General features: G+C 61.2%; 28 protein-coding genes and 1 pseudogene. 11 read left to right on the forward strand and 18 right to left on the reverse strand.

Annotated features, from left to right (window positions below; genetic code table 11):
• Positions 1 to 194: 194 nt before the first annotated feature.
• Positions 195 to 1,007, forward strand: coding sequence for an alpha/beta fold hydrolase (locus AC07W4_RS26175; protein WP_495034504.1), 813 nt, complete (start codon positions 195 to 197; stop codon positions 1,005 to 1,007).
• Between the two features lie 117 nt (positions 1,008 to 1,124).
• Here the strand turns inward: AC07W4_RS26175 and dsbG are convergent, their stop codons facing one another.
• From dsbG to dsbD, 3 genes are read right to left on the reverse strand one after another with little or no spacing between them, the layout of a single operon-like run.
• The gene (gene dsbG, locus AC07W4_RS26180; protein ID WP_495034505.1) at positions 1,125 to 1,892 is read right to left on the reverse strand and encodes a thiol:disulfide interchange protein DsbG; all 768 of its coding nucleotides are present in this window, start codon (positions 1,890 to 1,892) and stop codon (positions 1,125 to 1,127) included.
• Positions 1,868 to 2,722 carry a TlpA family protein disulfide reductase gene (locus AC07W4_RS26185; protein WP_495034506.1) on the reverse strand — a complete coding sequence of 285 codons (855 nt, stop codon included), beginning with the start codon at positions 2,720 to 2,722 and terminating at the stop codon, positions 1,868 to 1,870. The genes dsbG and AC07W4_RS26185 overlap by 25 nt, the downstream gene beginning before the upstream one ends.
• Positions 2,722 to 4,458 (reverse strand): protein-disulfide reductase DsbD, encoded by a 1,737-nt coding sequence (dsbD, locus tag AC07W4_RS26190; RefSeq protein WP_495034507.1) that lies wholly within the window; start codon positions 4,456 to 4,458, stop codon positions 2,722 to 2,724. Before dsbD ends, AC07W4_RS26185 begins: the two co-directional genes overlap by 1 nt.
• A 154-nt stretch (positions 4,459 to 4,612) precedes the next feature.
• Between dsbD and AC07W4_RS26195 the strand changes: the two genes are divergently transcribed.
• The 4 genes from AC07W4_RS26195 (at position 4,613) to AC07W4_RS26210 (ending at position 8,531) form a co-directional block, all read left to right on the forward strand.
• Complete coding sequence (locus tag AC07W4_RS26195; protein ID WP_008020398.1) at positions 4,613 to 5,293, forward strand: response regulator; 681 nt, start codon at positions 4,613 to 4,615, stop codon at positions 5,291 to 5,293.
• Positions 5,290 to 6,615: an ATP-binding protein gene (locus AC07W4_RS26200; RefSeq protein ID WP_495034508.1), complete on the forward strand. Its 1,326-nt coding sequence runs from the start codon at positions 5,290 to 5,292 to the stop codon at positions 6,613 to 6,615. Before AC07W4_RS26195 ends, AC07W4_RS26200 begins: the two co-directional genes overlap by 4 nt.
• A gap of 206 nt (positions 6,616 to 6,821) precedes the next feature.
• On the forward strand, positions 6,822 to 8,222 hold the full coding sequence (locus tag AC07W4_RS26205) for an aspartate aminotransferase family protein (protein ID WP_495034509.1): 1,401 nt from the start codon (positions 6,822 to 6,824) through the stop codon (positions 8,220 to 8,222).
• Positions 8,223 to 8,303: 81 nt separating this feature from the next.
• Positions 8,304 to 8,531, forward strand: coding sequence for an MbtH family protein (locus tag AC07W4_RS26210; protein WP_008054233.1), 228 nt, complete (start codon positions 8,304 to 8,306; stop codon positions 8,529 to 8,531).
• Positions 8,532 to 8,707: 176 nt separating this feature from the next.
• Here AC07W4_RS26210 and AC07W4_RS26215 read toward each other — a convergent pair whose 3' ends face one another.
• From AC07W4_RS26215 to soxR, 10 genes are all read right to left on the reverse strand, one after another.
• Positions 8,708 to 9,610 (reverse strand): metal ABC transporter substrate-binding protein, encoded by a 903-nt coding sequence (locus AC07W4_RS26215; RefSeq protein WP_495034510.1) that lies wholly within the window; start codon positions 9,608 to 9,610, stop codon positions 8,708 to 8,710.
• Entirely contained in the window at positions 9,611 to 10,510 is a 900-nt protein-coding gene (locus AC07W4_RS26220; RefSeq protein WP_495034511.1) for a metal ABC transporter permease, read from the reverse strand. It abuts the gene before it with no gap.
• The gene (locus AC07W4_RS26225) at positions 10,510 to 11,403 is read right to left on the reverse strand and encodes a metal ABC transporter ATP-binding protein (RefSeq protein ID WP_495034512.1); all 894 of its coding nucleotides are present in this window, start codon (positions 11,401 to 11,403) and stop codon (positions 10,510 to 10,512) included. The genes AC07W4_RS26220 and AC07W4_RS26225 overlap by 1 nt, the downstream gene beginning before the upstream one ends.
• Complete coding sequence (locus AC07W4_RS26230; protein ID WP_495034513.1) at positions 11,400 to 12,326, reverse strand: metal ABC transporter substrate-binding protein; 927 nt, start codon at positions 12,324 to 12,326, stop codon at positions 11,400 to 11,402. Before AC07W4_RS26230 ends, AC07W4_RS26225 begins: the two co-directional genes overlap by 4 nt.
• Positions 12,327 to 12,361: 35 nt before the next feature.
• Positions 12,362 to 12,934 carry a DUF6162 family protein gene (locus AC07W4_RS26235; RefSeq protein WP_495034514.1) on the reverse strand — a complete coding sequence of 191 codons (573 nt, stop codon included), beginning with the start codon at positions 12,932 to 12,934 and terminating at the stop codon, positions 12,362 to 12,364.
• Positions 12,931 to 13,260 carry a hypothetical protein gene (locus tag AC07W4_RS26240; protein WP_495034515.1) on the reverse strand — a complete coding sequence of 110 codons (330 nt, stop codon included), beginning with the start codon at positions 13,258 to 13,260 and terminating at the stop codon, positions 12,931 to 12,933. The genes AC07W4_RS26235 and AC07W4_RS26240 overlap by 4 nt, the downstream gene beginning before the upstream one ends.
• Positions 13,257 to 13,799, reverse strand: coding sequence for a PA2404 family protein (locus AC07W4_RS26245; protein ID WP_495034516.1), 543 nt, complete (start codon positions 13,797 to 13,799; stop codon positions 13,257 to 13,259). Before AC07W4_RS26245 ends, AC07W4_RS26240 begins: the two co-directional genes overlap by 4 nt.
• A complete protein-coding gene (locus tag AC07W4_RS26250; protein WP_008054242.1) occupies positions 13,796 to 14,998 on the reverse strand; it encodes a PepSY-associated TM helix domain-containing protein in 1,203 nt (400 codons plus the stop codon). The genes AC07W4_RS26245 and AC07W4_RS26250 overlap by 4 nt, the downstream gene beginning before the upstream one ends.
• A gap of 351 nt (positions 14,999 to 15,349) precedes the next feature.
• Positions 15,350 to 15,808 (reverse strand): VOC family protein, encoded by a 459-nt coding sequence (locus AC07W4_RS26255; RefSeq protein WP_495034517.1) that lies wholly within the window; start codon positions 15,806 to 15,808, stop codon positions 15,350 to 15,352.
• Positions 15,809 to 15,934: 126 nt separating this feature from the next.
• Positions 15,935 to 16,390 (reverse strand): redox-sensitive transcriptional activator SoxR, encoded by a 456-nt coding sequence (gene soxR / locus AC07W4_RS26260; RefSeq protein WP_495034518.1) that lies wholly within the window; start codon positions 16,388 to 16,390, stop codon positions 15,935 to 15,937.
• Positions 16,391 to 16,485: 95 nt separating this feature from the next.
• Between soxR and AC07W4_RS26265 the strand changes: the two genes are divergently transcribed.
• The 5 genes from AC07W4_RS26265 (at position 16,486) to AC07W4_RS26285 (ending at position 21,196) form a co-directional block, all read left to right on the forward strand.
• Positions 16,486 to 16,857 carry an antibiotic biosynthesis monooxygenase gene (locus tag AC07W4_RS26265; RefSeq protein WP_495034519.1) on the forward strand — a complete coding sequence of 124 codons (372 nt, stop codon included), beginning with the start codon at positions 16,486 to 16,488 and terminating at the stop codon, positions 16,855 to 16,857.
• Between the two features lie 115 nt (positions 16,858 to 16,972).
• Entirely contained in the window at positions 16,973 to 17,242 is a 270-nt protein-coding gene (locus AC07W4_RS26270) for a hypothetical protein (RefSeq protein WP_008054245.1), read from the forward strand.
• Between the two features lie 101 nt (positions 17,243 to 17,343).
• Entirely contained in the window at positions 17,344 to 17,958 is a 615-nt protein-coding gene (locus AC07W4_RS26275; protein WP_495034520.1) for a LysE family translocator, read from the forward strand.
• Between the two features lie 206 nt (positions 17,959 to 18,164).
• Positions 18,165 to 19,322 carry a cysteine desulfurase family protein gene (locus tag AC07W4_RS26280; protein ID WP_495034521.1) on the forward strand — a complete coding sequence of 386 codons (1,158 nt, stop codon included), beginning with the start codon at positions 18,165 to 18,167 and terminating at the stop codon, positions 19,320 to 19,322.
• 65 nt (positions 19,323 to 19,387) lie between these two features.
• A complete protein-coding gene (locus tag AC07W4_RS26285) occupies positions 19,388 to 21,196 on the forward strand; it encodes an aminopeptidase P family protein (protein WP_495034522.1) in 1,809 nt (602 codons plus the stop codon).
• Between the two features lie 10 nt (positions 21,197 to 21,206).
• Here the strand turns inward: AC07W4_RS26285 and AC07W4_RS26290 are convergent.
• The 3 genes and pseudogenes from AC07W4_RS26290 to AC07W4_RS26300 form a co-directional block, all read right to left on the reverse strand.
• Positions 21,207 to 21,317: pseudogene (locus tag AC07W4_RS26290) on the reverse strand (LysR family transcriptional regulator); the annotation flags it as partial.
• Between the two features lie 142 nt (positions 21,318 to 21,459).
• Entirely contained in the window at positions 21,460 to 22,050 is a 591-nt protein-coding gene (locus AC07W4_RS26295) for a 2-hydroxychromene-2-carboxylate isomerase (protein WP_495034523.1), read from the reverse strand.
• 36 nt (positions 22,051 to 22,086) lie between these two features.
• Complete coding sequence (locus tag AC07W4_RS26300) at positions 22,087 to 22,815, reverse strand: SDR family oxidoreductase (RefSeq protein WP_495034524.1); 729 nt, start codon at positions 22,813 to 22,815, stop codon at positions 22,087 to 22,089.
• A gap of 93 nt (positions 22,816 to 22,908) precedes the next feature.
• On the opposite strand from AC07W4_RS26300, the gene AC07W4_RS26305 reads away from it, so the two are divergent.
• Positions 22,909 to 23,469 carry a TetR/AcrR family transcriptional regulator gene (locus AC07W4_RS26305; protein WP_008054255.1) on the forward strand — a complete coding sequence of 187 codons (561 nt, stop codon included), beginning with the start codon at positions 22,909 to 22,911 and terminating at the stop codon, positions 23,467 to 23,469.
• A 14-nt stretch (positions 23,470 to 23,483) separates the two neighbouring features.
• Here AC07W4_RS26305 and AC07W4_RS26310 read toward each other — a convergent pair whose 3' ends face one another.
• Together AC07W4_RS26310 and rhtA are read right to left on the reverse strand one after the other, a co-directional pair.
• On the reverse strand, positions 23,484 to 23,765 hold the full coding sequence (locus AC07W4_RS26310; protein WP_008054256.1) for a hypothetical protein: 282 nt from the start codon (positions 23,763 to 23,765) through the stop codon (positions 23,484 to 23,486).
• 169 nt (positions 23,766 to 23,934) lie between these two features.
• Positions 23,935 to 24,822, reverse strand: a complete 888-nt coding sequence (gene rhtA / locus AC07W4_RS26315) for a threonine/homoserine exporter RhtA (protein WP_495034525.1) — start codon at positions 24,820 to 24,822, stop codon at positions 23,935 to 23,937.
• Between the last annotated feature and the right edge of the window lie 267 nt (positions 24,823 to 25,089).

A 25,089-nucleotide genomic window follows, 5' to 3' on the forward strand; every position in this document is an offset into this window, starting at 1 on the left:
AGTCGAATCGTCGCACCGCCGCTCCCACAGGTTCGCAGGTGTATGTATGAACACCTGAATCCCTGCGGGAGCGGCGGTGCGACGATTCGACTTGCCCGCGAAGGCGGCGGTACAAACGCATACATTCTCGCGATTGACTGTGATCCGTGAGCCGCTCAGTCTTCCGGCTCCCTTTTTGCTCGCGGAGACAGTCGATGCCCTTCGTAAGGATAGACGGACAAGCCCTTCACTACATCGATCAAGGCACCGGCCCGGCGGTGCTGCTGGCCGGCAGTTACCTGTGGGACCAGGCCATGTGGGCGCCGCAGATTGCCGCGCTCTCGCAGCAGTATCGTGTGATAGTCCTGGACCTGTGGGGGCATGGCCAATCCGGGCCAATACCTGTCGGTACGACGTCACTCGATGACATTGCGCGCCAGGCATTGGCCTTGCTCGACCATCTGGACATCGACCGGGTCACGCTGGTCGGTCTGTCGGTCGGTGGCATGTGGGGCGTGCGCCTGGCTTTATCGGCCGCACACCGGCTCGACGGGCTGGTGCTGATGGACACCTACGTCGGTGCCGAACCGGAGCCGACTCGCCAGTATTACTTTTCACTGTTGAAGCAGATCGAAGAGGGGGGGGTTATCACGCCAGCGCTGCTGGATGTCGTGGTGCCGATTTTCTTCCGGCCGGGCATCGATCCGCAGTCGGCGCTCTACCGGGATTTTCGTGCTTCCCTGGAGGCTCTACCCGCTGATCGCCTGCGTGAAAGCATCGTGCCGATGGGGCGGATTACGTTTGGGCGCGATGACCGGTTATTGCGGCTGGGCGAACTGGACGCTGCGACCACACTGGTGATGTGCGGCGATCAGGACAAGCCACGGCCACCGAGTGAAGCCCGAGAAATGGCTGAGCTGATTGGCTGCCCTTGGGTGCTGGTGCCGGAGGCGGGGCATATTTCCAATCTGGAGAATCCGGAGTTTGTGACTGAAACCTTGTTCGCATTTTTGGCCGACCGGGCTTAGTTGAATCTACCGACGCCATCGCGAGCAAGCTCGCTCTCACAGGTAATCACCTTTCCCTGTGGGAGCGGGCTTGCCCGCGAAGGCGTCAGTACTGTCATCGCAAATCTGAAGGTAAAACTACTTCGGCCCGAGAATTTTCGCCAGTTTGTCCGGCGACGGCGCGCCTTGCTGTTGTTGCAGATTACCCTTGTCGTCCATGTAGAAAATCGCCGGCGTCGCCTGTAACTCCAGCTCTTCCATCAATTGCATGTTGGCCGCGAACTTTGCCTGAATCGCCGGCGGTACTTCCTTCAAGGCCTTGAGCGAACTGTCTTTGCCAGCGCCTTCGTGATCGTGCAGGGCTTTTTCCGGGTCTTTGGCTGCGAGCAATGCGGCGGATTTTCCCGGGCTGTCCTCGCGGATGATGCCCACCATGATGTGGCGCAACTGCACCTTTCCAGCCGTGACCCACGGCCGGGCTTGCTCCCAGAACATGTTGCAGTACGGGCAGTTCGGATCACTGAACAGGTACACCACGCGCGGCGCATCCTTCTTGCCGTCGCCGATCCAGTTGCTGGTTTCGAACCTGGCCCAGACTTCCTTGGCCATCGGGGCATACACCAGTTTCTGCAATGGCGCGCTGCTCAGGTCATTGCCCTCTGCGTCATACAGATTGCCCAGCAACACGTGTTTGCCATCCGGGGTCAGGTACAGCGCCATGCCGCGGTTCTGATATTGCGCGGCATAACCGCGCAAGCCGTCGGGGGCGTCGAACTGGCCGACGATTTTCGCGCCCTTGGCCTCGATTTTCTTGATCGCATCGGGCAACTCTTCGGCCTGCACCGATGGCAGGTGCAACAGGGCAGCACCGAGGCTCAGGGTCAGCAGGTGGCGGAGGCGGGGCATGGCAGTTTCCTTGAAGAGGTGGCGGGTACGGTGTCGAAGTTTTCCAGCGCGCGGGCCAGGCTGGCTTCCGACAATTCACCCAGATGGCTGCCCAGCAGGCGACCCTCGGGGTTGTAGAACAGCGTAGTCGGCAACGCCATGGAGCCGACGGCCTGGCTCAGACGCCCGCTGCCGTCGAACAACACGTTGGACAGGCTCAGGCCCTGGGTTTCCAGAAAGGTCGCGACGCTTTGCATGCTTTCCGCCTGATTGACGAACAGGAACGTCAGGTCCGGCCGTTGTTGCTGGGCGTGTTCCAGCACCGGCATTTCCCGGCGGCACGGCGGGCACCAGGTGGCCCAGAGATTGATCACCAACGGGCCGCCCTTGTAGTCGGCCAGTTGCACGGTGTCGCCGGCGGCGTTGCGCAGGGTGATTTCCGGCAGGCGTGTGCCTTGTTCATAAATCGACAGGGAGAACGTCGCCAACAACCAGAAGGCCAGGCCACTGGCCACGCCAAAGCCCAATGGACGGCGCAGCCCCGGTCGACGCCAGCCGCGATACAGCGTGGCGAGCAATACGACAACTACCCCAGGCCAGGCGAGAAAACCGCCATCGCGCAGGTCGATGACCTGCCACGGATCGTTGCGATAGTGCACCCAATAGGCGGCCACGAAACTGATTCTGGCCGCCAGCATGCCCAGCAGGAACAGGCTGAACAGCACCGACTCGGGGTTTTCACCACCACGCTTGGCAATCCGCCAGCCGACAAAAGTGGCCAGCGCCAGCGCACTGATCAGCAGCAGGTGATTAAGCGCGATGGCAAAGGTGCCGAGGGTGAAGGTCAGCATTAACGGGCGTCTCGGGTGGTGGTCCAGCGTTGCAGGAACGTATCGGCATCGACCTCGCCGGTGATGCGCTGGCTGCGTCGCTCTTCACCGTCCACGCCAATCCACAGCAGGCTCGGTGGCCCTGGCACTTTGTAACGGCCGAGCAGTTCGCGGCTGGCGGCATTGTCGGCGGTGACGTCCAGTCGGAGCAAGCGCACATTGCTCAAGGCTTCGAGGACACGGGCTTTGCCGAAGACCTGTTTTTCCATGACCTTGCACGACACGCACCAGTCGGCGTAGTAGTCCAGCAATACCCACTGGCCCTGTGCCTGGGCGGCGTCGAGTTCCCGTTGCAGTGCCTGCGGATCCTTGATGGTGGTGAAGGCATCGTGGCCAATCGGCACGGCGGCCACAGCCTGGTTCGAGGCGCGGTAGACCTGCAATGGCTTGAACGGATCATCGCCGCCACCGGCCGCACCGATCACCAACAGGCCACCCCATAAACCGAGCAGCAATGAGCTGGCGCCAAACAGGTGCGCGATACGACCAAATCCTTCCGACTGTTTCCAGGCGCTGTAGGCCGCGATCAACAGCAGCGCACCGCACAAGCCGACCCACAGGGATTCGTCCAGCACCGGGCGCAGCATCAACAATGCGGTGGCGAGGAACAGGAAGCCGAAAATGCCTTTGACCAGGTTCATCCAGGCGCCGGGCTTGGGCATGAAGCGATTGCCGACGGTCACCAGCAACAGCAGCGGCACACCGATGCCGATACCCATGGCGAACAGAATCAGCCCGCCATGCAACGCGTTACCGCTTTGCGCGATGTAGAGCAGGGCGCCGGCCAGCGGTGCGGTCATGCACGGGCCCACCAGCAGACCGGACAGCGCCCCCAGCACCCCGGCGCCGATCAGATTGCCGCCGCGTTGATTGCGCGAGACATTTTCCAGGCGATCACGCACGGCCACCGGCAGTTGCAGTTCGAAGAAACCGAACATCGGCAGCGCCAGCAGCACGAAAATCGCCGCGAAACTGCCCAGCAGCCAGGGGTTCTGCAACCAGGCTTGCAGGTTCGCCCCGAGGGAGGCGGCCAGCACACCCATCGCCGCATACACCAGCGCCATGCTGACCACGTAGCTGCTGGCCAGGGCGAAACCGCGTTTGGGCGAAGCGCCACTGCCGACGATCAACCCGGCGAGAATCGGCAGCATCGGCAATGAACAAGGCGTGAAGGCCAGCAACAGGCCCAGGCCGAAGAACAGCAAAAGGCTCCAGCCCAGCGCCCGTTGTTGCAGACCGCTGGCCAGCGCCTGGTCCGGTGCTTCAGTGACCACATTCAGCGCATTGGTATTGCCCAGGTCCACGACTCTGGTTTGTGGCGGATAACACAAACCGGCATCGGCACAGCCCTGGTAACTGACCCTGACCTGACCGCCGGCACCCGCCGGAATCTTCAGTTCCAGGCCCTGACGGTAGACTTGCTGTTCACCGAAAAACTCGTCGCTGTGGGCTTCACCCTCCGGCAACGCTGGATGCTGTTCGACAGGCAAACCGTCGAACTTCAAGCGTTTCTGGTACAGGTAATAGCCGTCTGTGATCTGCCAATAGAGCTGGGTCTCACCGGATTCCAGGCGTTCAGAGGTAAACGTGAAGGCTTTATCAACCGGGAGGAATTCAGGTTTGGATTCGAACGGATTGGTTCCCGCCTGGGCCAGGCCCGCGATCAGGAAGGTAAAAAGTAAAAACAGACGACGCATGGATAAGCCTTTGCCCTGTGCTAATGAGGTGCACAGTGGCGCGTGGCGATTAACCGATGATTAACCGCCCTGGCCTTGTGACGGTGGCGCTTGCGGCATAATGTCGACTTAATCGGTCAACGGCTTAATAGGCTTTATTTCTACGAGGCTCCCCATGCACGTACTGGTTTGCGAAGACGATGAATTGATCGCCAGCGGTATCGTCGCCGGCCTGACCGCTCAGGGCCTGACCGTGGAACACGTCGCCACGGCGTCCGCTGCCCGGGCGATGCTCAAGGTGGCGGAGTTCGACGTGATGGTGCTCGACCTCGGGTTGCCGGACGAGGATGGCCTCAAGCTGCTGCAGCAGTTGCGCCATCAAGGCCTGGAGTTGCCGGTCTTGATCCTCACCGCCCGTGACTCGGTCACTGACCGCGTCGATGGTCTGCAAGCCGGCGCCGACGACTATCTGCTCAAGCCGTTCGACTTGCGCGAACTCGCCGCACGCTTGCACACGCTGTTGCGGCGGGTGGCGGGGCGTAGCGTCAATCTGATCGAGCATGGTGCCCTGACTTACGACCCGAGCAGCCGCGAAACCACGCTCGCGGGGCAGCCGGTGGACCTGTCGCGTCGTGAGCAGTCATTGCTGCAAGCCTTGCTGCATAACCGTGGCCGCGTGTTGTCTACCGAGCAACTCAAGGACAGCGTCTACGGTTTCAACGACGAACTGGAAAGCAACGCCCTCAACGTCCATATCCATCACCTGCGGCGCAAGCTCGGCAACGGTATTGTCGAGACCGTGCGCGGCCTGGGTTATCGCCTGGGGCCGGCTGATGGCGGAGAAGAATCGAAGTGATGAGTCTGCGTTTGCGCCTGAGCCTGACGCTCGGCGCCGCCTTTGCTTTGATCTGGGCCCTGGCCGCGGCCTGGATGCTCAGCGATTTGCGCAATCAAATGATGTTTTCCCTCGACCAGCGCCTGGTGGCGTCGGCGCGCATGGTCGCCGGCTTGATGGAGCAACTGCCGCCCGTACCGAGCAAGGGCGAGGGCACCCACTTCAGTGCCGAACAGCTGAACATTCCAGGTGGCATGGCCTGTCAGGTCAGTTCGTTGCGCGGTGAAATCCTTGCCCGCAGCCACACCGATCCGCAGCAGACCCTGGAGGCCGAGAAACTCGGTTTTCACGATCAGATGATCGACGGCGCGCCGTGGCGCAGTTTCACATTGGCCCGGGGCGATCTGCGTATCACCACCGCCGACCGGCAGATCGAGCGCGAGGCGTTGAACATGTCGATCCTGCTGGCCGCTTCGGTGCCGGTGGGCGTGGCGCTGCTCGGTTGCCTGTGTTTGCTCTGGCTGGGCATCGGCCAGGGGCTGGCGCCGCTCAACCGCATGCGCGATGCCTTGATGCGCCGCAGCGCCGACTCCCTCGAGCCCTTGCAGATCCAGCCGCTGCCCAGCGAGCTGCAACCCTTGCTGGAAACCCAGAACCAGTTGCTCCAGCGTATCGGCAAAACCATCGAGCGCGAACGACGCCTGACCGGGGACGCGGCCCACGAACTGCGCAGCCCGCTGACCGCGATCAAGACCCATCTGCAAGTGGCGCGCATGACCGACGGCAGCGCCCGGGATCAGTCCCTGGCCCGGGCCGAAGAGGGCGCCGACCGCATGCACCGGACCCTCGAACAATTGCTGTTGCTGGCGCGCGTCGAGGGCAGTCTGTCGTTTGACGACGGAGTGCAATGCAATGCCGAGCAAGTGGCGAAACTGGCGATCCAGGACGCGGCGAGCGGCGATCGCCAACGCATCAGGTTTCAGGCCCCGGGCAAGGTTTCCGCCGCGCCGGTACAAATGCCCGCCGTGCTGTCGATTGCCGCGCTGCGCAACTTGCTCGACAACGCACTGCGCCATACCCCCGCCGACAAATCGGTGGAGTTGAGCCTGGAAACCACCGGCAACCGTGTGCAATTCGTGGTGCGCGACCATGGGCCGGGGATTGCCGAAGAAGATCTGCAGCACCTGACCCAGCGCTTCTGGCGCAATGGCCAGAGCACCGGTTGTGGTCTGGGGCTGGCGATTGTCCAGGCCATCGTTCAGCGTTGCGGTTGCACGCTGCATTTCGATAGCCGGCCGGACGGCTTGCGGGTCGAGCTGACGATGCCGTTGCAACCGGCCTGAAAAACACCACCATCCCCTGTGGGAGCGGGCTTGCTCGCGAAGAGGCCATTACATTCAACATCATTGTTGACTGTTACACCGCCTTCGCGGGCAAGCCCGCTCCCACAGGGTATTGCGGTGACCGCCAAGAAAGCGGATTGAAAGTCTAAATCCTCACCCCGCTGATGCGTTTCCAGAACAGGAAAACCGTATTGAGGGGTCGAGAGATGTCAGTCGCTACCAGCCTGATCGAAGAGCAACCGGCGACGCCCGCCGAGACGCTTTATCAATTCAACGAATCGCCGCTGCTGGCCCGTCAGAGCCGGCAGGAATCCAATGCCCGCAGCTATCCGCGACGCATTCCCCTGGCGCTCAAGCGCGCCAAGGGCATATACGTCGAAGACGTCGAAGGCCGCACGTTCATCGACTGCCTGGCCGGTGCCGGGACCCTGGCCCTGGGGCACAACCACCCGGTGGTGATCGAAGCCATCCAACAAGTGCTGATCGATGAATTGCCGCTGCACACCCTGGACCTGACCACACCGGTCAAGGACCGGTTCGTCCAGGACCTGTTCGGCTTGCTGCCACCTGCCTTGGCCGCTGAAGCGAAGATCCAGTTCTGTGGTCCCACGGGCACCGACGCCGTGGAAGCCGCACTGAAACTGGTGCGTACCGCCACCGGCCGCAGCACCGTGATCTCGTTTCAGGGGGGGTATCACGGCATGAGCCAAGGCGCGTTGAGCCTGATGGGCAGCCTGGGGCCGAAAAAGCCCCTGGGCGCTTTGCTCGGCAGCGGCGTGCAGTTCATGCCGTACCCTTACGATTATCGCTGTCCGTTCGGGCTCGGCGGCGCGCAAGGGGTCAAGACCAATCTGAGTTATCTGGAAAACCTGCTCAACGATCCCGAGGCTGGCGTGCAATTGCCGGCGGCGGTGATTGTGGAAGTGGTGCAGGGTGAGGGCGGGGTGATCCCGGCGGACCTGGACTGGTTGCGCGGTGTGAGGCGGATCACCGAAGCGGCTGGCGTCGCGCTGATCGTCGATGAAATCCAGAGCGGTTTCGCCCGCACCGGCAAGATGTTCGCCTTCGAGCACGCCGGGATCATTCCCGATGTCGTGGTGATGTCCAAGGCCATCGGTGGCAGCCTGCCGTTGGCGGTGGTGGTCTATCGCGACTGGCTCGACACCTGGCTGCCGGGCGCCCATGCCGGGACGTTCCGTGGCAATCAGATGGCCATGGCCGCCGGTTCCGCGGTGATGCGTTATCTGGTCGAACACAAGGTCTGCGAGCATGCCGCCGCGATGGGCGAGCGCCTGGCCGGGCACCTGCGCATCCTGCAGCGGGACTTCCCGCAACTGGGTGACATTCGTGGGCGTGGCTTGATGCTCGGCGTCGAACTGGTCGACCCGACGGGCGCGCTGGATGCCCAGGGTCATCCGCCGGCCTTCGCCCGCCTGGCACCCCTGGTGCAGCGCGAATGCCTCAAGCGTGGCTTGATCCTGGAACTCGGTGGCCGCCATGGCGCGGTGGTGCGCTTCCTGCCGCCGCTGGTGATTACTACTGCGCAAATCGATCGCGTGGCCGAAATCTTCGGCCGGGCCCTGGCCGCCGCCACCGTCAGTCTTTAAATTTTCCGCCCTGCGGAACGTTCTTTCTACATAACGGCTGCGCACACAGCACAGCCCGCCCGATAACGATGGAGAGACACCATGACGTCAGTATTCGACCGCGAGGACATCCTCTTTCAGGTCGTGGTCAATCACGAAGAGCAATACTCGATCTGGCCCGACTACAAAGCCGTGCCACAAGGCTGGCGCACTGTGGGCAAAAGCGGGCTGAAAAAGGAATGCCTGGCCTACATTGAAGAGACCTGGACCGACATGCGTCCGCTGAGCCTACGGCAGAAAATGGACGAGCAGGGGGCTGTGGCGCACTGATCCGTCATGCAAAAAGAAGCCCGCTGGACTGGTGACAGTCAGCGGGCTTTTTCAGGCCTGGAATTTGTGTTGTCTGTCAGGCCGCTTTCGCGGGCAAGCCCGCTCCCACATTTGGAATGCGGTGCCCTGTGGGAGCGGGCTTGCTCGCGAAGAACGATAATGCGGCCCAACTGAGGTTACACGCCACTAAGCCCGTCGATGACCAGATCCACATTCCCCTCCAGCTCCGCCACCGGATCCTCGGCATCGGTACTCAGCACCACCAACCGGCTACCCGACCCGGCAATCAGCGCTTTCAGCGCATCCGACGGTTGCCTGTGATGCAGCACTAGCGCGACGTCATTGTCCTTGAGCGTCGTGGCCAATTGCGTGAGCGCCTCCGGTGTCCACTCGGCATCGGCGCGTGCGTCCTGGCCGATCAACTCCAGATTGAGACCGCCGATCAGGTAGCCGAAGTGATCGCTGAGACTCATCACGCTCAGGTTGTCCGCGTTGGCCAGCCGCGCTTCGCTGGTGGCACTGAGCTTGAGCAAGCGCTGTTTCAACGCGGCCAGGTTAGCGTCGATTTTCGGCTTGGCCTCGGGGGCCAGGCGTACCAGGTCCGCCGCCATCACATCGGCCATGCGCCCCATGTTATTGCTGGAGAACCACGGCTGGCTGTTCAGCCCGTCGACCTTGTTGTCGGGTTGCACTGCTATGCCGGGCAGGGCGCCGTCCACCGGGCGGGCGGCGTCGACTTCGACGATGCGGATATTGCTGCGCCGGGAGATCGGGTACAGCGGGTCATCCGGCCACAGTGAGCGCAGGCCGATCACCGCATCGGCACCGTCCGCCAGCCTGGCCAGCGCCGGGGCACCACGGCCGGTGAAGTAGGCGGCCTGGCGGCTGCCGGGCAAATTGGCCGGGGCTGCACGTTCGAGGCTGACATCGGTGCCCTTGAGCAACACTTCACCCAGCCCATAAGTAATCGGCAAGGAGGCCAGCACACGCAGCGGTTTGCCGTTGTCGGCGGCGATGGCCGTTGTCGCCAGCCCGAACAGGGCGACGGCGAGGGTCAGTTGACGCAGTGAAAAAGTCATTTATCCAAGGTTCCCTTTCAGGCTGGGGACAACGCCGCGCGCGAGGGCGGCCATGGCGAAGGCGATACCGGCCACGAGGATGATCGCGGCACCGGACGGGATTGGCAGGTCGAAGACAATCGGCGCGAGAATCCCGCACAGCGTGCTGACGGTGGCGATCAGCACCGAACACCAGAAAAAGCCCTTCAGCGATTGGCTGAGCAGGCGTGCCGCGGCGGCCGGAATCACCAGCAGGGCGCCGACCAGAATCGCGCCGATGACTTTTACGGCGGCGACGGTGATCAGCGTCACCAGAATCACGAACAGATAATCCAGGGACTTCACCGCCACCCCGCGCACCGCCGCCAGTTGCGGGTTGAAACTGGCTAGCATGATGCGGTTGTACAGCGGCAAGGCCAGGGCCATCACCAGCGAACCGACGATGGCCAGCACCAGCAGGTCATTGCCGTTGACTGTCAGTACTGAGCCGAACAGCACGTTTTCCAGAATGTGCACGTTGATCTTGCCCGCCAGAATCAGCAGCAGGCTCGCGCCCAGGGCAAGCGACACCGAGAGAAACACACCGATCAAGGTGTCCGGCGCCAGGCCGGTGCGGTTGCGCAGGTAATTGAGCAGGATGCCGAACAGCAGGCAGTAGCCGAACAGGCTGCCGTAAGGCCCGGTGTAGGGTTCGCCGAGCAGGATGCCGATGGCCACGCCGGTCAGCGCGGCATGACCGACTGCTTCGGAGAAAAACGCGAAGCGCTTGACCACCACCAGCGTGCCAAGGCCGCCCAGCACCGGGCCGATCAGCAGTCCGGCGATCAACGCGTTGACCACGAACCCATAGGCCAGCGCCTCGGGCAGATAACCTGACGACGCCCAGCCCTGGACCATCAGGCGAAAAGCTTCGTAACTCATCAGGCAAGGCTCCGTGGGTGGGTCGAGAACAGCGTCAACAAACGCTCCGGTGTCAGCGCCTGTTGCGGCGTGGCGTCGAACAGCACCCGGCGATTGAGCCCTGTGACGTGATCGGCCAGGCGCCCGACCGCTTCCAGGTCGTGCTCGATCCACAGTACGGTGATGCCCGCCGCTCGCCAGTCGCTGAGCAAGCGTTCGAACACCCGGATGCCGGCCTCATCAAGGGCCGACATGGGTTCGTCGAGCACCAGCAATTGTGGAGGCGGAATCAGCCCCTGGGCCAGCAACACCCGTTGCCGTTCGCCGCCGGACAGCGCGCCCATGCGGCGCTTGCGTTTGTCCTGCATGCCGACCCGCTCCAGCGCCTCGCCAATCGCCGCCGCGTAGTGTTTGCTCAAGCCAAGAAAGGCCGGGCGACGCTGGCACATGGCAGCCATGAAATCGTCGACGGTCATCGGCAAGCCCCGGTCGAACTCCAGCGCCTGTGGCACATAGCCGATGTTCCCCGGCTCGGTTGGCCATTGCAGGCCCAAGCGGCCCTGGTGCGGCATCTGCCCGAGCAGAGTCTTGATCAGCGAACTCTTGCCGCCGCCGTTGGGGCCGACCAGTGCATGCACGCTGCCGGGGCGGACTTGAAAGGTCACCTTGTCGAGGATCGTCGTGCGGCCCAGTGTCAGGCTGACGTCGGCGAAATCCAGAGTCGGGCCCAAAACCTGTGGGAGCGGCGGTGCGACGATTCGACTTGCTCGCGAATGCGGTGTGTCATTCAACGATGATGTTGGCTGACTGGGCGCCTTCGCGAGCAAGTCGAATCGTCGCACCGCCGCTCCCACAATGGATTCGGAGTCACTTGGAACGGGGTTTTGTGCACTGATGATCTCCTTGGCAGTCATGCCCCCGACTCCTGAATCGCCCGCACCACGGTGTCGAGGTTGCCGGTCATTTCCTTTTCGTACTTGTCGGCGGCGTATTCGCCGTAGGAAATGTGCGACAGCGGATACAGCTTCACCCCGGATTCGCGCTGGATGGTGTCGACGTAAGTGGAAGGAAAGTCCATCTCCGAGAAGATTACCTTTACGTCCAGCTCACGCAGTTGATCGATGGTTTTTTTCAGCTGACTCGGGCTTGGCTCGATACCGTGGGCCGGTTCGACCACGGCCGTCACTTCCAGGCCGAATTCGCGCAACAGGTAGTCGTAGGCCGCGTGCACCGTGGCCACCCGCAGTTCGGCGTTCGGTGCCTGGGTCAGTTTGGCCAGGGCGTCGGCGCGCATTTTGCGCAGACGCTTGCCGTAGGCGCGGGCGTTTTCGGTATAGGTCCTGGCATTGGCCGGGTCGAGCTTGCCCAGCTCCCGGGCGATGTTGTTGAGCTGAGCGATGGAAGCACTGATCGACAGGAAGGTGTGCGGATTCACCACTTTGCCGGTGCCGCGGGCGGCCACGCCGGTGGCGGCGAGCAGCGGCACATTCTCGTTGGCTTCGATCACCGGCACGTTCGGGGTTTCGCTGGCGGCGATCATGCGGTCGGCGAAGTCGTCGTGGCCGACACCGTTGAGCACGATCACGTCCAGCCCGCTGATGCGCTTGATGTCTTCGGCGCGGGGCTCGTAGGCATGTGGATTGAAACCGGCCGGAATCAGCGGCACCACCTCGGCCTTGTCGCCGACGATGTTCGCCACATAGCTGTAGTAGGGATGCAGGGTGATGCCGATGCGCAGGCGCTTGGCTTCGTCGGCGCTGGCCAGTGATGGCAACAGGCAGGCGAGCAAGCTGACCAGCAGCAGGCGTAAAAAACAACGGTGAGATGAGTTGGGCATGGGAAAGCGGTCTTCTCTCGGAAAAAGGCGAGGGTTCAGTGCCGGTGCTGGCGGGTCACGCCGGCATCGAATTGCGCGACGACCTGCTGCCAGCCAGCGTTTTCGAGCGCGGCATCGCTGAGGTCGGCAGGGGGCGTGAGCTTGCTGGCGCGGTTGAGCCAGATGTCCGGTGCATCATTGGCGGTGGCCAGGCGCATCAGGAACGAACCGGCAACCGTCGGCGCCTGGCTCTGGCCGAAATAGGCCCTGGCGTCGAGCAATTGCCAGTCATGGCCACCCCGGCTGACGGAGCTGGCGTCCCGGGCAAACGGCGCAAACCCTTCTTCGGCCAGCGCCTCGGGTGTCGGCAGCGTTTGCTGCTCCTGGCGCAGCAAATGGATCTCGTCCAGCGTCACTCGCAGATCGGCGTAGATACCTTGCTCGGATGCACTGAGGTCACGGCGCGCATCCAGTTGATGGCTGCTGACGCTGCTCACCTCATGGGATTCACCACGCCAGAGCACCGCCGAGCCGGCCACCGCCAAGATCATCAGGCACAGCAGCAGAACGTAGAGGGTTTCGTGACCGGCACCGGCCGGGCGCACGACTTGGGTCGTTGGTGTGCTCATGGTGCCTCGATATCCGCTTGGTCGATTTCCACGACGTGACCGGGACCTGCGTCGAACAGCACGTAGAACTCGGCGCCGGGCTTCTTGAAGGTCAGGGTCGAATCAGGCCCGAGCTTGCCCGGCACCAGGATGGTTTCGTCGTAGCCGATCACATCGAGGGTCACGCCCGGAGCGCCGCTGCCGTCGGAAAACCCACCGGTGCACTTGATCTGCTGCGCGTCGATGGCCTTGCACTCGCACATCGGGTTGTGGGCCAGGGTGCTGGCGCTGAAGCCGGCGCAGAGCACCAGCAACACGACGCTGAGCGGGCGAAGGGGGTTGATCATGGTTTGCCTCCTTGTTTGTTCAACCAGGCGATGGTGGCGGGGGAGGCCTGGCTCAAAGGAATGGATGCCTGATGCATGGCGCCGTCCCAGCCTTCCATGGTGATCCACAGTTCGGCGTCGGCCGTGGTCCTTTCCGGGACGGGCAGCGAAGCGCCCATGCGGTACGGGGCGCCGAAGAAAATCACCCCGGCGGCGCGCAGGCTGCGGGGCTTGCCGATGCGCAGGTAAGTGGCCTTGACCTGGCCGATACAGGCTTCGCACAGAGCGGCGTTGAAACCCTTCATGTAGCCGGCGGGGCCTTCGAGCATTGGCGCTGAATTGCGCAATTCCGCCAGGCGCAGGCTCCAGGGGCCGACCCGGACTTCGCCGACATCTCGTTCGCCAAGGCCACTGTCGCCACGCATCAATGCCTCGTCGGCGAAGTACTTGGGCATGAAACCAAGTGGAATCAGCAGCAACAGGACGTTCAGGTGAAAGCGCCATTGGTGCCAGAACACAATCAGGCGCGAAGGTCGCGGGGCTGCAATGTCTTTGCTCACAGGTCGACCTCCGACACTTCGTTGTTCCTGGCCGGTTGCGCCCTGGTGTCGCGCTGTTTTTTGTTGCTGCGTTTGAAGGCATTGGCCGTGGCCAGCGCCGTGCGCTTGGTCCAGATCAGCAGGCCGCTGAGCACCATCATGCTCAGCAGCAGGCCGAAGAACGCCCAGATCAGCTTGATCCACAGTCCGCCAAAATCGCCGGTGTGCAGCGGGCGCATGGACTCGGTGACGAACTCCAGGGCCGAGCGGTCCGAGATCAGGCGCGAGGCGGCGATTTCGCCGTTGTACGGGTTGATCGTGGCGGTCTGGAACATCAACGGATACCAACCGCGTCCGCCGACATCCAGGTGGCTGTAGGCATTACCCGGCAGGCTGACGAAACTGGCCTCCAGCCCGGAGATTTTCTGTGTGGCGATTTCAACCGCGCGATCAAGGTCGATACGCGGCGGGGGCGAGCCATCGGCTGACAGCGGCACCGCTTCGCGGGACATCGCCGGGATGATCTTTTCCGTGGAAATGGAAATCTGGTTATCGGACAGCACTGCCTGGATCAGGAACCAGGTGCCGGTAATGGAAATCACCGCGATGAACCAGATCGACCAGATGCCGCTCAAGCGATGAAAGTCGCCCCAGAAAATCCGCGCGCCGTGGCGAATGCGCAGGGTCGGTCGGAAAAAGCCTTTCCAGAAGCGTTTGTAGACCACCAGTCCCGTGACCAGCGAAGCCAGCAACGGCAGGCCGAGAAACGACACCAGGTACCAGCCCCAGCTATAGCCATTGGTAAAAGGCACCAGCCACCAAGCGTGCAGGGCGCGGGTGAAGGCGCGGAAGTTGAATTGCGGCGCGACACCCTGGATCACGCCGCTGTACGGATTGACATAAATCACCACCGAGCGCCCGTCGGGGTAGCTGACTTCGACATCCAGGGCGAAGTGCGACTCGTCGGGGCGGCTGATGCTCTGCACCACGGTCTGCGGTTCGGCCTTGTTGATGGCCTCGATGACCTGCTGATAGCTGAGCAGCGGAACATCGTCCGAGGGCTGGGTGGCACGCATTGGCGGGTTGGCCAGCCAGACGATTTCCTGGCTGATGACGGCCAGGGTGCCGGTCACACAGACGATCAGCACGAAAAACCAGATCGGCAGCGCCAGCCAGCTATGGACCAGGAACCAGATTTTTGAACGGGACTTCTTTGACATGTTGGAGGTCTTGCCTGGATGAGTGGCCGCTCGGCTGCGGGCTTCGCAGGGATGAGCGCCATGAAGGTCCAGTCGTGGCTTTTGCCTGCGCGAACGGACTGCATCTAGGTAGGACGGATGAGCAGGGGAAATCCCGAAAGGGGAAATGAAAGAAAATGTTTCGCGAGGGGGCGGAGAGGCAGAGCAATCCGCGCACGGCCGGCCGCAGGATTTACATTCACTGAAGATCAAACGGTGGGAGCGGGCTTGCTCGCGAAGGGGACGGCACATTCAAAGTCAATGTTGCCGACACACCGCCTTCGCGAGCAAGCCCGCTCCCACAGAGTCCGAGCGAGCCTGCTCGCGAAGATTTCAACCCTGGGCAAACATCTCCTTCGCCCGTTGTTCAATCTGTTCCTGGGTCAGGTCTTCCTTGCGCGTGGCCAGGAACCACACGTGCCCGAAGGGATCCTTCAAGGTGCCCGTACGGTCGCCGTAAAACTGATCCTTGACCTCCGATACAACGGTTGCGCCGGCATCGATGGCTTGTTTGTAGGACTTGTCGACATCCGTCACGTACAAATGCAGACCCACGGACGACGAATTGTCCGGATTACTCAGCGGTCCTTGATCGCACGGTGAGCCCAGCATGATCGGGCAATCGCCAATGCGCAGTTCGGCGTGACCGACACTGCCATCAGGCATGGCCAGGCGCATGACTTCAGTGGCGCCGAAGGCTTTTTTGTAGAAATCGATGGCTTGGGCTGCTTTGTTGATGCCCAGATAGGGGGTGACGCTGTGATACCCCTCTGGAATGGGTTTGACGCTCATGATGGATCTCCCTGTTGTTGTTTTGTGAATAGAAAGTACCTGTGCCGTTGTACGACCGAATAAATATAGGCCAGCCACTTTCGCCTCACCGAGTGCCCGACGAGCAGCAGCGCCATATAAGTGCCATCAAGCCGGCTCCAACCAGTGCGCTCCGGGCCCGCGCTCTCCCAGCACATCGCCTGCGTTGCGCAGTGGACAAGCCTCCATCGACAGGCAACCACAACCGATGCAGCCGTTGAGCCGATCGCGCAGCAGGGTCAGTTGGTTGATGCGCTCATCCAGATCCCGGCTCCATTGCGCCGACAGGATTTTCCAGTCCGCCGCCGTTGGCGCCCGGTTGTCGGGTAGCGACTTGAGCGCTTCGCCGATCTCCACCAAAGGAATCCCCAGGCGCTGGGCAACCTTGATCAAGGCCACCCGCCGCAGCACTTCCCTGGGATAGCGGCGCTGGTTGCCCTGATTGCGGTTGCTCTTGATCAGCCCTTTGGACTCATAGAAATGCAGCGCCGTGACCGCCACACCGCTACGTGCCGCGACCTGGCCGACGGTGAGTTCCTTATGCAGGTTTTCCGGGGTGATCATTTAAAAATTGCCTCTTGACCTCTAGTTAACTAGAGGTTTTACCCTGCACGCCTTCGGATCGCAAGATTCGCCTTACCTGTGAGTGGGGACATTTCATGCAGGCCTCAGCAAAGAATCGCAGCTTTACCCAACTGATCGAGTTCCAGATCGAGCCGCATCAACAACCCGCGCTGGTGTTGGCCTTGTCGGCACAGACCGAACATCTGGCCCGACACCACCGCGGCTTTCTCAGTGCCAGCATCCAGGCCAGTGACGACGGCCGGCGCGTACTCAACTATCTGCAATGGCAAACCCGCGGAGCAGGGGAGGCCGCGTTCCAGGCCTTTGAAAACGGCGAACAGGATTTCTGGCAGTTGATACGCGTCCATCAGGTGAAGGCAGTGACCTTCGGATCGTTCCAGGTGCTGCACAGCCTGGAGCGCAGCCACGACAACGCACTGCATTGCAGTCTGGTGGGCGAGCACTGATAGGGACAATGATTGCCATTTCTTGATAGCCACTATTGAAAGCGTTGATTTCTGCTGCCCGGGAGGCGCGGGTAGCCTGTGTTCATTGCCTCGAACCAGTCGCCAGGACGCCAAAATGAAACCGATGATTGCCACTTTACTGATGCTCGCCGTCTCCGTACTCGCCGGATGTGCCAGCCATGTTTCCCCTGAACTTCGGCCTTACACGGCTGAAGAAAGCAAGGAGCTGGCATTGGAAGCGCTGAACCGCCGCGGTCTGTCCTTCGACGAATACCACGCGAAAAAAGCCGAACTGCTCGGCCAGCCGCAAAAGTCGTTCAATTTCGACAACCAGGGTGAAATGAACGCCGGGCGATCTGTACAGCTTCACGGTCGTCCAAGCTGAGGCGAAACTGTACCGCTCCAAGTTTCGCGTAACTGTCCATGGGTTTCGCCCAAGGGGTGCGATAGGGTCAACACCTGACCGACCCTGACGGACTGCCACCCATGACGCTCTCACTCGACCTGCTGCTGGGCTTCGCCCTGTTTGCCCTCGTCACGTCTATCACGCCCGGCCCGAACAACACCATGTTGCTGGCATCCGGGGTGAACTTCGGCTTCAACCGCACGATTCCACACATGCTCGGTATCACTTGTGGCTTTTTCGTACTGGTGGTGGCGGTCGGTTTCGGGCTTGGCGCAGTGTTCCAGACTTACCCTTTGCTCTACACCGTGCTGCGTTATGCGGGGGCGGCGTATTTGCTGTATCTGGCGTGGAAAATCGCCCATTCCGGGCCCATGTCGGAGAATCAGCAGAGTGAGGCGAAACCGATCAGCTATCTGGGCGCCGCCGCGTTCCAGTGGGTCAATCCCAAGGCCTGGATCATGGCCATTGGCGCCATCAGCACCTACACGCCGATGCAGGGGTACTTCACTAATGTGATCGTGATCGCCGCCGTCTTTGCGATCATCAACCTGCCGAGTGTCGGTGTCTGGGCCGCTTGCGGCACGCTGTTGCGCAATGTTCTGAAGGATCGCCGCTGGCTGCGCCTGTTCAATTGGGGCATGGCCGCGCTGCTCGTGGGTTCGCTGTATCCGCTGTTGCTCGAAAGCTTTAGCTGATGCATTGCTTCAACCGGTTGCCCGATGCCTGTTAAGCTGACTTTTCAGGAGCGTTCCTACGCACTTTTAAATGAAGTAATTCTTCTTTAACGGCATCCGATCAGGTATTGGTAACGTTCTGAAAACAGCGCGCAGCTCACAAGGCTGCGCTTTGCCGTTTGCAGTCACGAGCTTCCTGATCCCGGAACACGCTCTGCGAGTCTTTTATGAATAAACGTCCGTTGTATTTCGATTACGCCGCCACCACGCCGGTGGATGAGCGGGTCATCAAGGTGATGGTCGAGTGTCTGGGCTTTACCGGCAATTTCGGCAACCCGGCCTCCAGCTCCCACGTCTTCGGCCAGCAGGCCCGGCAATCGGTCGAACAGGCGCGACGCCAGGTCGCCGAACTGGTCGGCGCGACGCCCGGGCAGATCGTCTGGACCTCCGGCGCCACCGAATCCAACAACCTCGCGCTCAAAGGCGTGACCCAGGCCCGCGGCACTGGCGGCGGCCATATCATCACCAGCCAGATCGAACACAAGGCCATTCTCGATACCGCCAGGCAACTGCAGGATGCCGGTGTCGCGGTGACCTGTCTGGTGCCGGACGCCGAGGGCCTGATCACCGCTCAAGCGGTCAGCGAAGCGATGCGCGAGGACACCTTCCTGGTGTCGCTGATGCTGGTCAACAACGAACTGGGCACCCTCAACGACATTCCCGCCATCGGTCAGGTCGTGCGTGAACACGGGGCGTTGTTCCATGTCGACGCCGCACAGGGCGCGGGCAAAGTGGCGATCGATCTCGGGCAGTGGCCGGTGGACCTGATGTCGTTTTCCGCGCACAAGCTCTATGGCCCCAAAGGCATCGGCGCGTTGTACGTCGGCCCGCGCGCGCAACAGCGTTTGCAGGCACAGATCCATGGCGGCGGGCATGAGGGCGGTTTGCGTTCCGGCACCCTGGCGACCCATCAGATCGTGGCCATGGGCGCGGCCTTTGCACTGGCGGCGGCTGCGTTCGATGAAGAGAAAGCAACCATCGCGCGTTTGCGTGAACGCTTGCTCGAGCAATTGCAGAGTATTCCCGGCATGCGTCTCAATGGCAGCCCGACCCGGCGCATTCCCCATACCCTGAGCCTGACCTTCAGCGAAGGCGAGTTCAACCCGGCGGCGTTGCTGGCCTCGATCGCGTTTTCCGCGACCTCGGCCTGCAATTCCGCGAGCAATACCCCATCCCATGTGCTGCTGGCCCTGGGGCATGATGCCCGGTCGGCCAGTCGCACCATCCGCTTGAGCCTCGGGCGTTTCACCTCCGAGCAGGACATCGACCAGGCGGTTCAACTGATCAAGGCAGCCTGCACCAGTGCTCCGGCATTCTGGCAATAGGGCAACGAAGCGCCGACATTGATCGGCACTCAACAATAATGATGACGTGGTTAGCAGGAGACACGATGAATACGCAGCTTTCGATCAATGGATCGGTGCCCCAGCGCCTGGCGCAAACCCGCGAACTGATGAGCCGGGAGGGCATTCACGCCCTGTTGGTGCCGTCGGCCGACCCGCACCTGTCCGAATACCTGCCGGGCTACTGGCAGGGGCGCCAGTGGTTGTCGGGTTTCCATGGTTCGGTCGGCACCCTGATCGTGACCCCGGACTTTGCCGGCGTCTGGGCCGACAGCCGTTATTGGGAGCAGGCGACCAAGGAACTCAAAGGCAGCGGCATTGACCTGGTCAAGCTGCAACCGGGTCAACCCGGGCCACTGGAGTGGCTGGCCGAGCAAACCCCGGAGGGTGGCGTTGTCGCGGTCGATGGCGCGGTCATGGCCGTGGCTTCGGCACGGACCCTGGGCAGCAAACTTGAAGAGCGTGGCGCTCGGCTGCGCACCGACATCGACCTGTTGAGCGGCGTCTGGAGCGACCGCCCAGGCCTGCCGAACGAACCGATCTATCAGCATTTGCCGCCACAGGCGACCGTCAGCCGTGGCGAGAAACTCGCCAAACTGCGTGAAACCCTTCAGGCGCGTGGCGCCGACTGGCATTTCATCGCCACCCTCGATGACATCGCCTGGCTGTTCAACCTGCGTGGCGGCGACGTGTCGTTCAACCCGGTGTTTGTTTCTTTCGCCTTGATCAATCAGCAACAGGCCACGCTGTTTGTCGCCTTGAGCAAAGTCAGCACGCAGTTGCGCGCCATTCTCGAACAGGACGGCGTGACCTTGCGCGATTACAGCGAGGTCGCCGCCGCACTGCGCGCCGTGCCGAGCGGCGCGAGCCTGCAAGTCGACCCGGCGCGGGTCACGGCAGGGTTGCTGGACAACCTGAACAGCGGGGTGAAGCTGATCGAAGGCCTGAACCCGACTACCCTGGCCAAATCGCAAAAAAGCCTGGCCGATGCCGAACACATTCGTCAGGCCATGGAGCAGGACGGCGCAGCACTGTGCGAATTCTTCGCCTGGCTGGACTCGGCACTGGGGCGCGAGCGCATCACCGAACTGACCATCGACGAAAAACTCACCGCCGCACGGGAGCGCCGTCCGGATTATGTGTCGCTGAGCTTCAATACCATCGCCGCGTTCAACGCCAATGGCGCGATGCCGCACTACCATGCCACCGAAGAAGAACACGCGGTGATCGAAGGGGATGGTCTGTTGCTGATCGACTCCGGCGGCCAGTACCTGGGCGGCACCACCGACATCACGCGGATGGTTGCGGTGGGCACACCGACCGATGAGCAAAAACGCGATTGCACCCGCGTGCTCAAGGGCGTGATTGCCTTGTCCCGCGCGCAGTTCCCGAAGGGCATTCTGTCGCCACTGCTCGATGCCATCGCCCGTGCGCCCATCTGGGCGGAAAGTGTCGACTACGGTCACGGCACCGGTCATGGCGTCGGTTACTTCCTGAACGTCCACGAAGGTCCGCAAGTCATCGCTTATCAGGCCGCGCCTGCACCGCAAACCGCGATGCAACCCGGCATGATCACGTCCATCGAGCCGGGCACCTATCGTCCGGGTCGTTGGGGTGTGCGGATCGAAAACCTGGCGATGAACCGTGAGGCAGGCAAAAGCGAATTCGGCGAGTTCCTCAAGTTCGAAACCCTGACCCTGTGCCCGATCGATACGCGCTGCCTGGAAACCTCGCTGCTGTCGGAGGAGGAAAAACAGTGGTTCAACGCCTACCACGCCGAAGTGCGCGAGCGCCTGAGTCCGTTGGTCGAGGGTGCTGCGCTGGAGTGGCTGAATAGCCGCACTGCGGCTATTTGATCGGGTGTAGTTATTTGTTCCTGTGTAGCTCAGGCGCGTTATCCAGCGCCTGAGCCATATAGTCGACAAACGCTTTGACCGTGGCGGATTGGCGACGATTCGCCGCAGATACGGCATTTATCTATCGCCGTGGCGGCGCGATTGATTGAGGCGGGTAAGCGCATGCCGTTGCTTGACCCGCACTCGTTCACATTGCAGACCGCAGAAGCCGCCCATGTACTGCTCTTGTCGGGAGCGGCAAAGGGGCGGTTAGTGGTCGAGATTCAACTCAAGGCTTCGAGCACGAAGTCCAGTCGATCCTGGCCGAAGTACAACTGGTTGCCGACAAACATGCTCGGCGCTCCGAACACCCCTCGCTGCACAGCTTTTTCGGTGTTGTCCTTGAGCACGGCTTTGACTTCTGCATCAGCGGTCAGGGCCAGCACCTCTTGCGGGTCGAAAGCGTTTTCGCTCAGCACTGCCGCGACAGTTGCCGGTTCATCGAGATTCCGACCGTCGACCCAAATGGCCTTGAACAGGCAATCGATGAACGTGCTAAAGCGTTCAGGGTGGCGCAACTGCATGCCTGTTACGGCACGCATCAGCATCAAGGTGTTGATCGGGAAGTGCGGATTGAATTTCAGAGGCACGCCGTAGCGTCTGGCGTAGCGGTCCAGATCATCAAACATGTAGCGGCCCTTTGCCGGGACAGTAACCGGAGAGGCGTTTCCGGTGGCTTTGAATACCCCGCCCAACAAGAGCGGAATGTAGACCAGCCGGGTATCGGTCTGTGCACAGATTTTCGGTAGCTGGGTATAGGCCAGATAGGTGGCGGGGCTGCCGAGGTCGAAGTAGAACTCCACGGTTTTGCTCATGTTCAAGGCGCTCGTCTTGTTGTTATGTGTGGGGAGTTACCAGCGCTCGCTCCAGGGGCGAAGGTCCAGCTCGAAAGTCCAGGCATCACGGGGCTGGTTGTGCAGGTACCAGTAGTTTTCGGCGATATGCTCGGGATCGAGGATGCCATCCTGATCCTTGGTCGCGTATTTCTCGGGGAAGCTGTCGCGGATGAAGTCGGTATCGATGGCGCCGTCGACGACGACATGGGCAACGTGAATATTCATGGGGCCGAGCTCTCGGGCCATGCTTTGCGCCAGCGCTCGAATGCCGTGCTTGGCTCCGGCAAATGCGGCGAACCCGGCAGCGCCGCGCAGGCCTGCAGTGGCACCGGTGAACAGGATCGTGCCTCGCTGGCGCTTGGCCATGCGTATGGCCACCTCACGGGCATTGAGAAAACCGGAAAAACAGGCCATTTCCCAGATCTTGAAATACTTGCGGGCGGTTTCTTCGAGAATGCTGCACGGCACATTGGCGCCGATGTTGAAGACAAATGCCTCGATGGGGCCGATTTCGCTTTCGATCTGCTCGACCAGTGCTACCACATCGTCTTCCTTGCGGGCATCGCAGGCGAAACCGTGGGCCTCGCCACCATCGGACTTGATGGCATCCACCAGTGGCTGGAGCTTGTCCGCACTGCGGCGGGTGACGCAGGCGACAAAACCCTCCTTGGCAAAACGCTTGGCAATGGCGCCGCCCGTGGAATCACCTGCACCGACGACCAGTACGACCTTCTTGTTATTCATGGGTAGATCCCCTTTGGTAAACGATCGTTAACTAAACGAACGTTATGCTATGATTCGACAGACGTCAAGGCGAGCAATCCAGGGGGGAGGACAATGCGTTATTCGGCCAGTCACAAGCTGGAAACCAGGCAAAGGCTGCTGGAAAGCAGTGCGGTATCGGCCAAGAAGTCCGGATTTTCAACGGTGGGCGTGGACGGCCTGATGAAAGCGATTGGCTTGAGTGGCGGCGCCTTCTATAGCCACTTTTCGTCGAAAGACGAGTTGTTCGCAAGCATTGTCGAACGTGAGTTGGGACAAAGCCTGACGCGACTGGGGGAGGGGCAGGACCGTGACAAGCTTGAGCGCTGCTTGAAGCAGTACCTGAGTATGTCTCACGTCGAGAATCCGGAAACCGGATGTGCATTGCCGGCATTGGGGGCGGAAATTGCCCGTTCCGACCTGACTGTCCGTCAACAGGCAGAGCACTGGATTTGTCGGCTTCAGGAACGTTGGGCGGGTGTACTGCAAAGCGACAGCCTGGCGTGGGCGATTCTGTCGCAATGTATTGGCGCGCTGGTCGTGGCGCGCATGCTGGCTAGCCCGGATATCCAGCGTACAGTACTGAAGTCCAGCTACGAGGAAATTGGCCGTCAGATCGCAAGTCCGAGAACCTGACGCGACGGCCGTGCCTATTTGCAGATGACAATCATGCTGCGGCTGGTATAACCCGCAGGATTGAGGCCAAACGGGTAATCGCCGGGCTCTTCCACGGCATCTCCCGATTTGGCGATGACCTTGTATCCCTTGGGGGCGCAGGAATTGGCGGCGCTGGCGTAGCACTTGTCCCAGGATGAAGACAGTCCGGAACAGTTGATGTGTAGCCCTTTCTTGCCGTGCTTGATCTGTGTTTCCGAGGTCGCTGCGCAGCCTGCAATTGCAAGTACGGCGACCAGTATCAAAAATCGTTTCATTACTGTCCTTATAGCGTCCCCGGATCTTGTGCCCGGGTCTGGCTGCATTCGCTTTCGCTAGACGCGTACTGATATCCCTATCTGAAATTGTCCGTGGCATGACTCTGGATTGCGGGGCTAAACATGGCCTAATTGAGCGGCAAATACCAGAGCCGTGTCATATCTGCTTTCAATCAGCCGCTACTGCTGGCCTGGTGGCAGAACTCATGGTCATGGTGGCACCGACGGATGCCAGAATAATGCACATGATTGCCATCCATTGTGACAGCGAGAGGTATTCATGAAGGAACAGCAAGCCGGATAGCGCGCCAAAGGCTGGCTCGATACTCATCAGGGTGCCGAAGGTTCTGGCCGGCATGCGGGTCAGCGCGACCATCTCCAGGGTGTAGGGGAGGGCAGTGGACAGGATGGCGACACCCAGGGCCACAGGGATCAATGACGGGCTCAGCAAAGCGGAACCGGCATGGACAATACCGATGGGGGCTACGAACAGCGCCGCGATCATTACCCCCAGTGCGGCGGTTTGCACGCCATTGTCGGCCCCGGCTTTTTGACCGAACAAAATGTACAGTGCCCAGCAGACCCCTGCACCCAAGGCATAACCGGCACCTACCAGATCGATGCCGGCGGTCGCTTCCCCCGTCGGTATCAGTAACAGCAAGCCGACGGCTGCCAGGGCGATCCACAAAAAGTCGATCGCACGACGCGAAGCGTAGATCGCCACCGCCAGTGGGCCGGTGAATTCAAGCGCCACCGCGATGCCCAGCGGGACGGTTTGCAACGACATATAGAAGAGGAAGTTCATGCCGCCCAGCGCCATCCCGTAGACGATGACAGTGCGCAGGGATCTGGCGGTGAGTTTTGCCCGCCATGGACGCAGTATCAGCATCATGATCACGCTGGCAAAAATCAGTCGTAATGTTGTCGTCCCCTGAGGGCCGACAACGGCGAACATGCTTTTGGCCAGGGAGGCTCCGGACTGGATCGACGCCATGGCTATGAGCAGCAGCCCAACCGAGAACAGGGTAGAGGCTAGGCTGCGAGACTGGTCATTCATTACGTGGCATCGTCCGAAATATAGGCGTCAAGGGCGTTTCTATTTGTGTTGGGCAATATACTGCGCATTCCCCGCAGGCGCGTCTATATATAAGCAGTGTTTTTGCACATATCGATAGAAACCCGAATCAGTGCTTGACGGCAGATTCTGGAGGCCTATAATTCGCCCCACTTCCGGCGCAGTCGAAACTGAAAACTCCTTGGTAAACAACGAGTTACGCAGTTTTCGGCAGCAGGTTGCTTCAGTTCATCGAAGCCGAAAGGAAGT

Source organism: Pseudomonas sp. GW821-FHT02A08, from assembly GCF_059422045.1.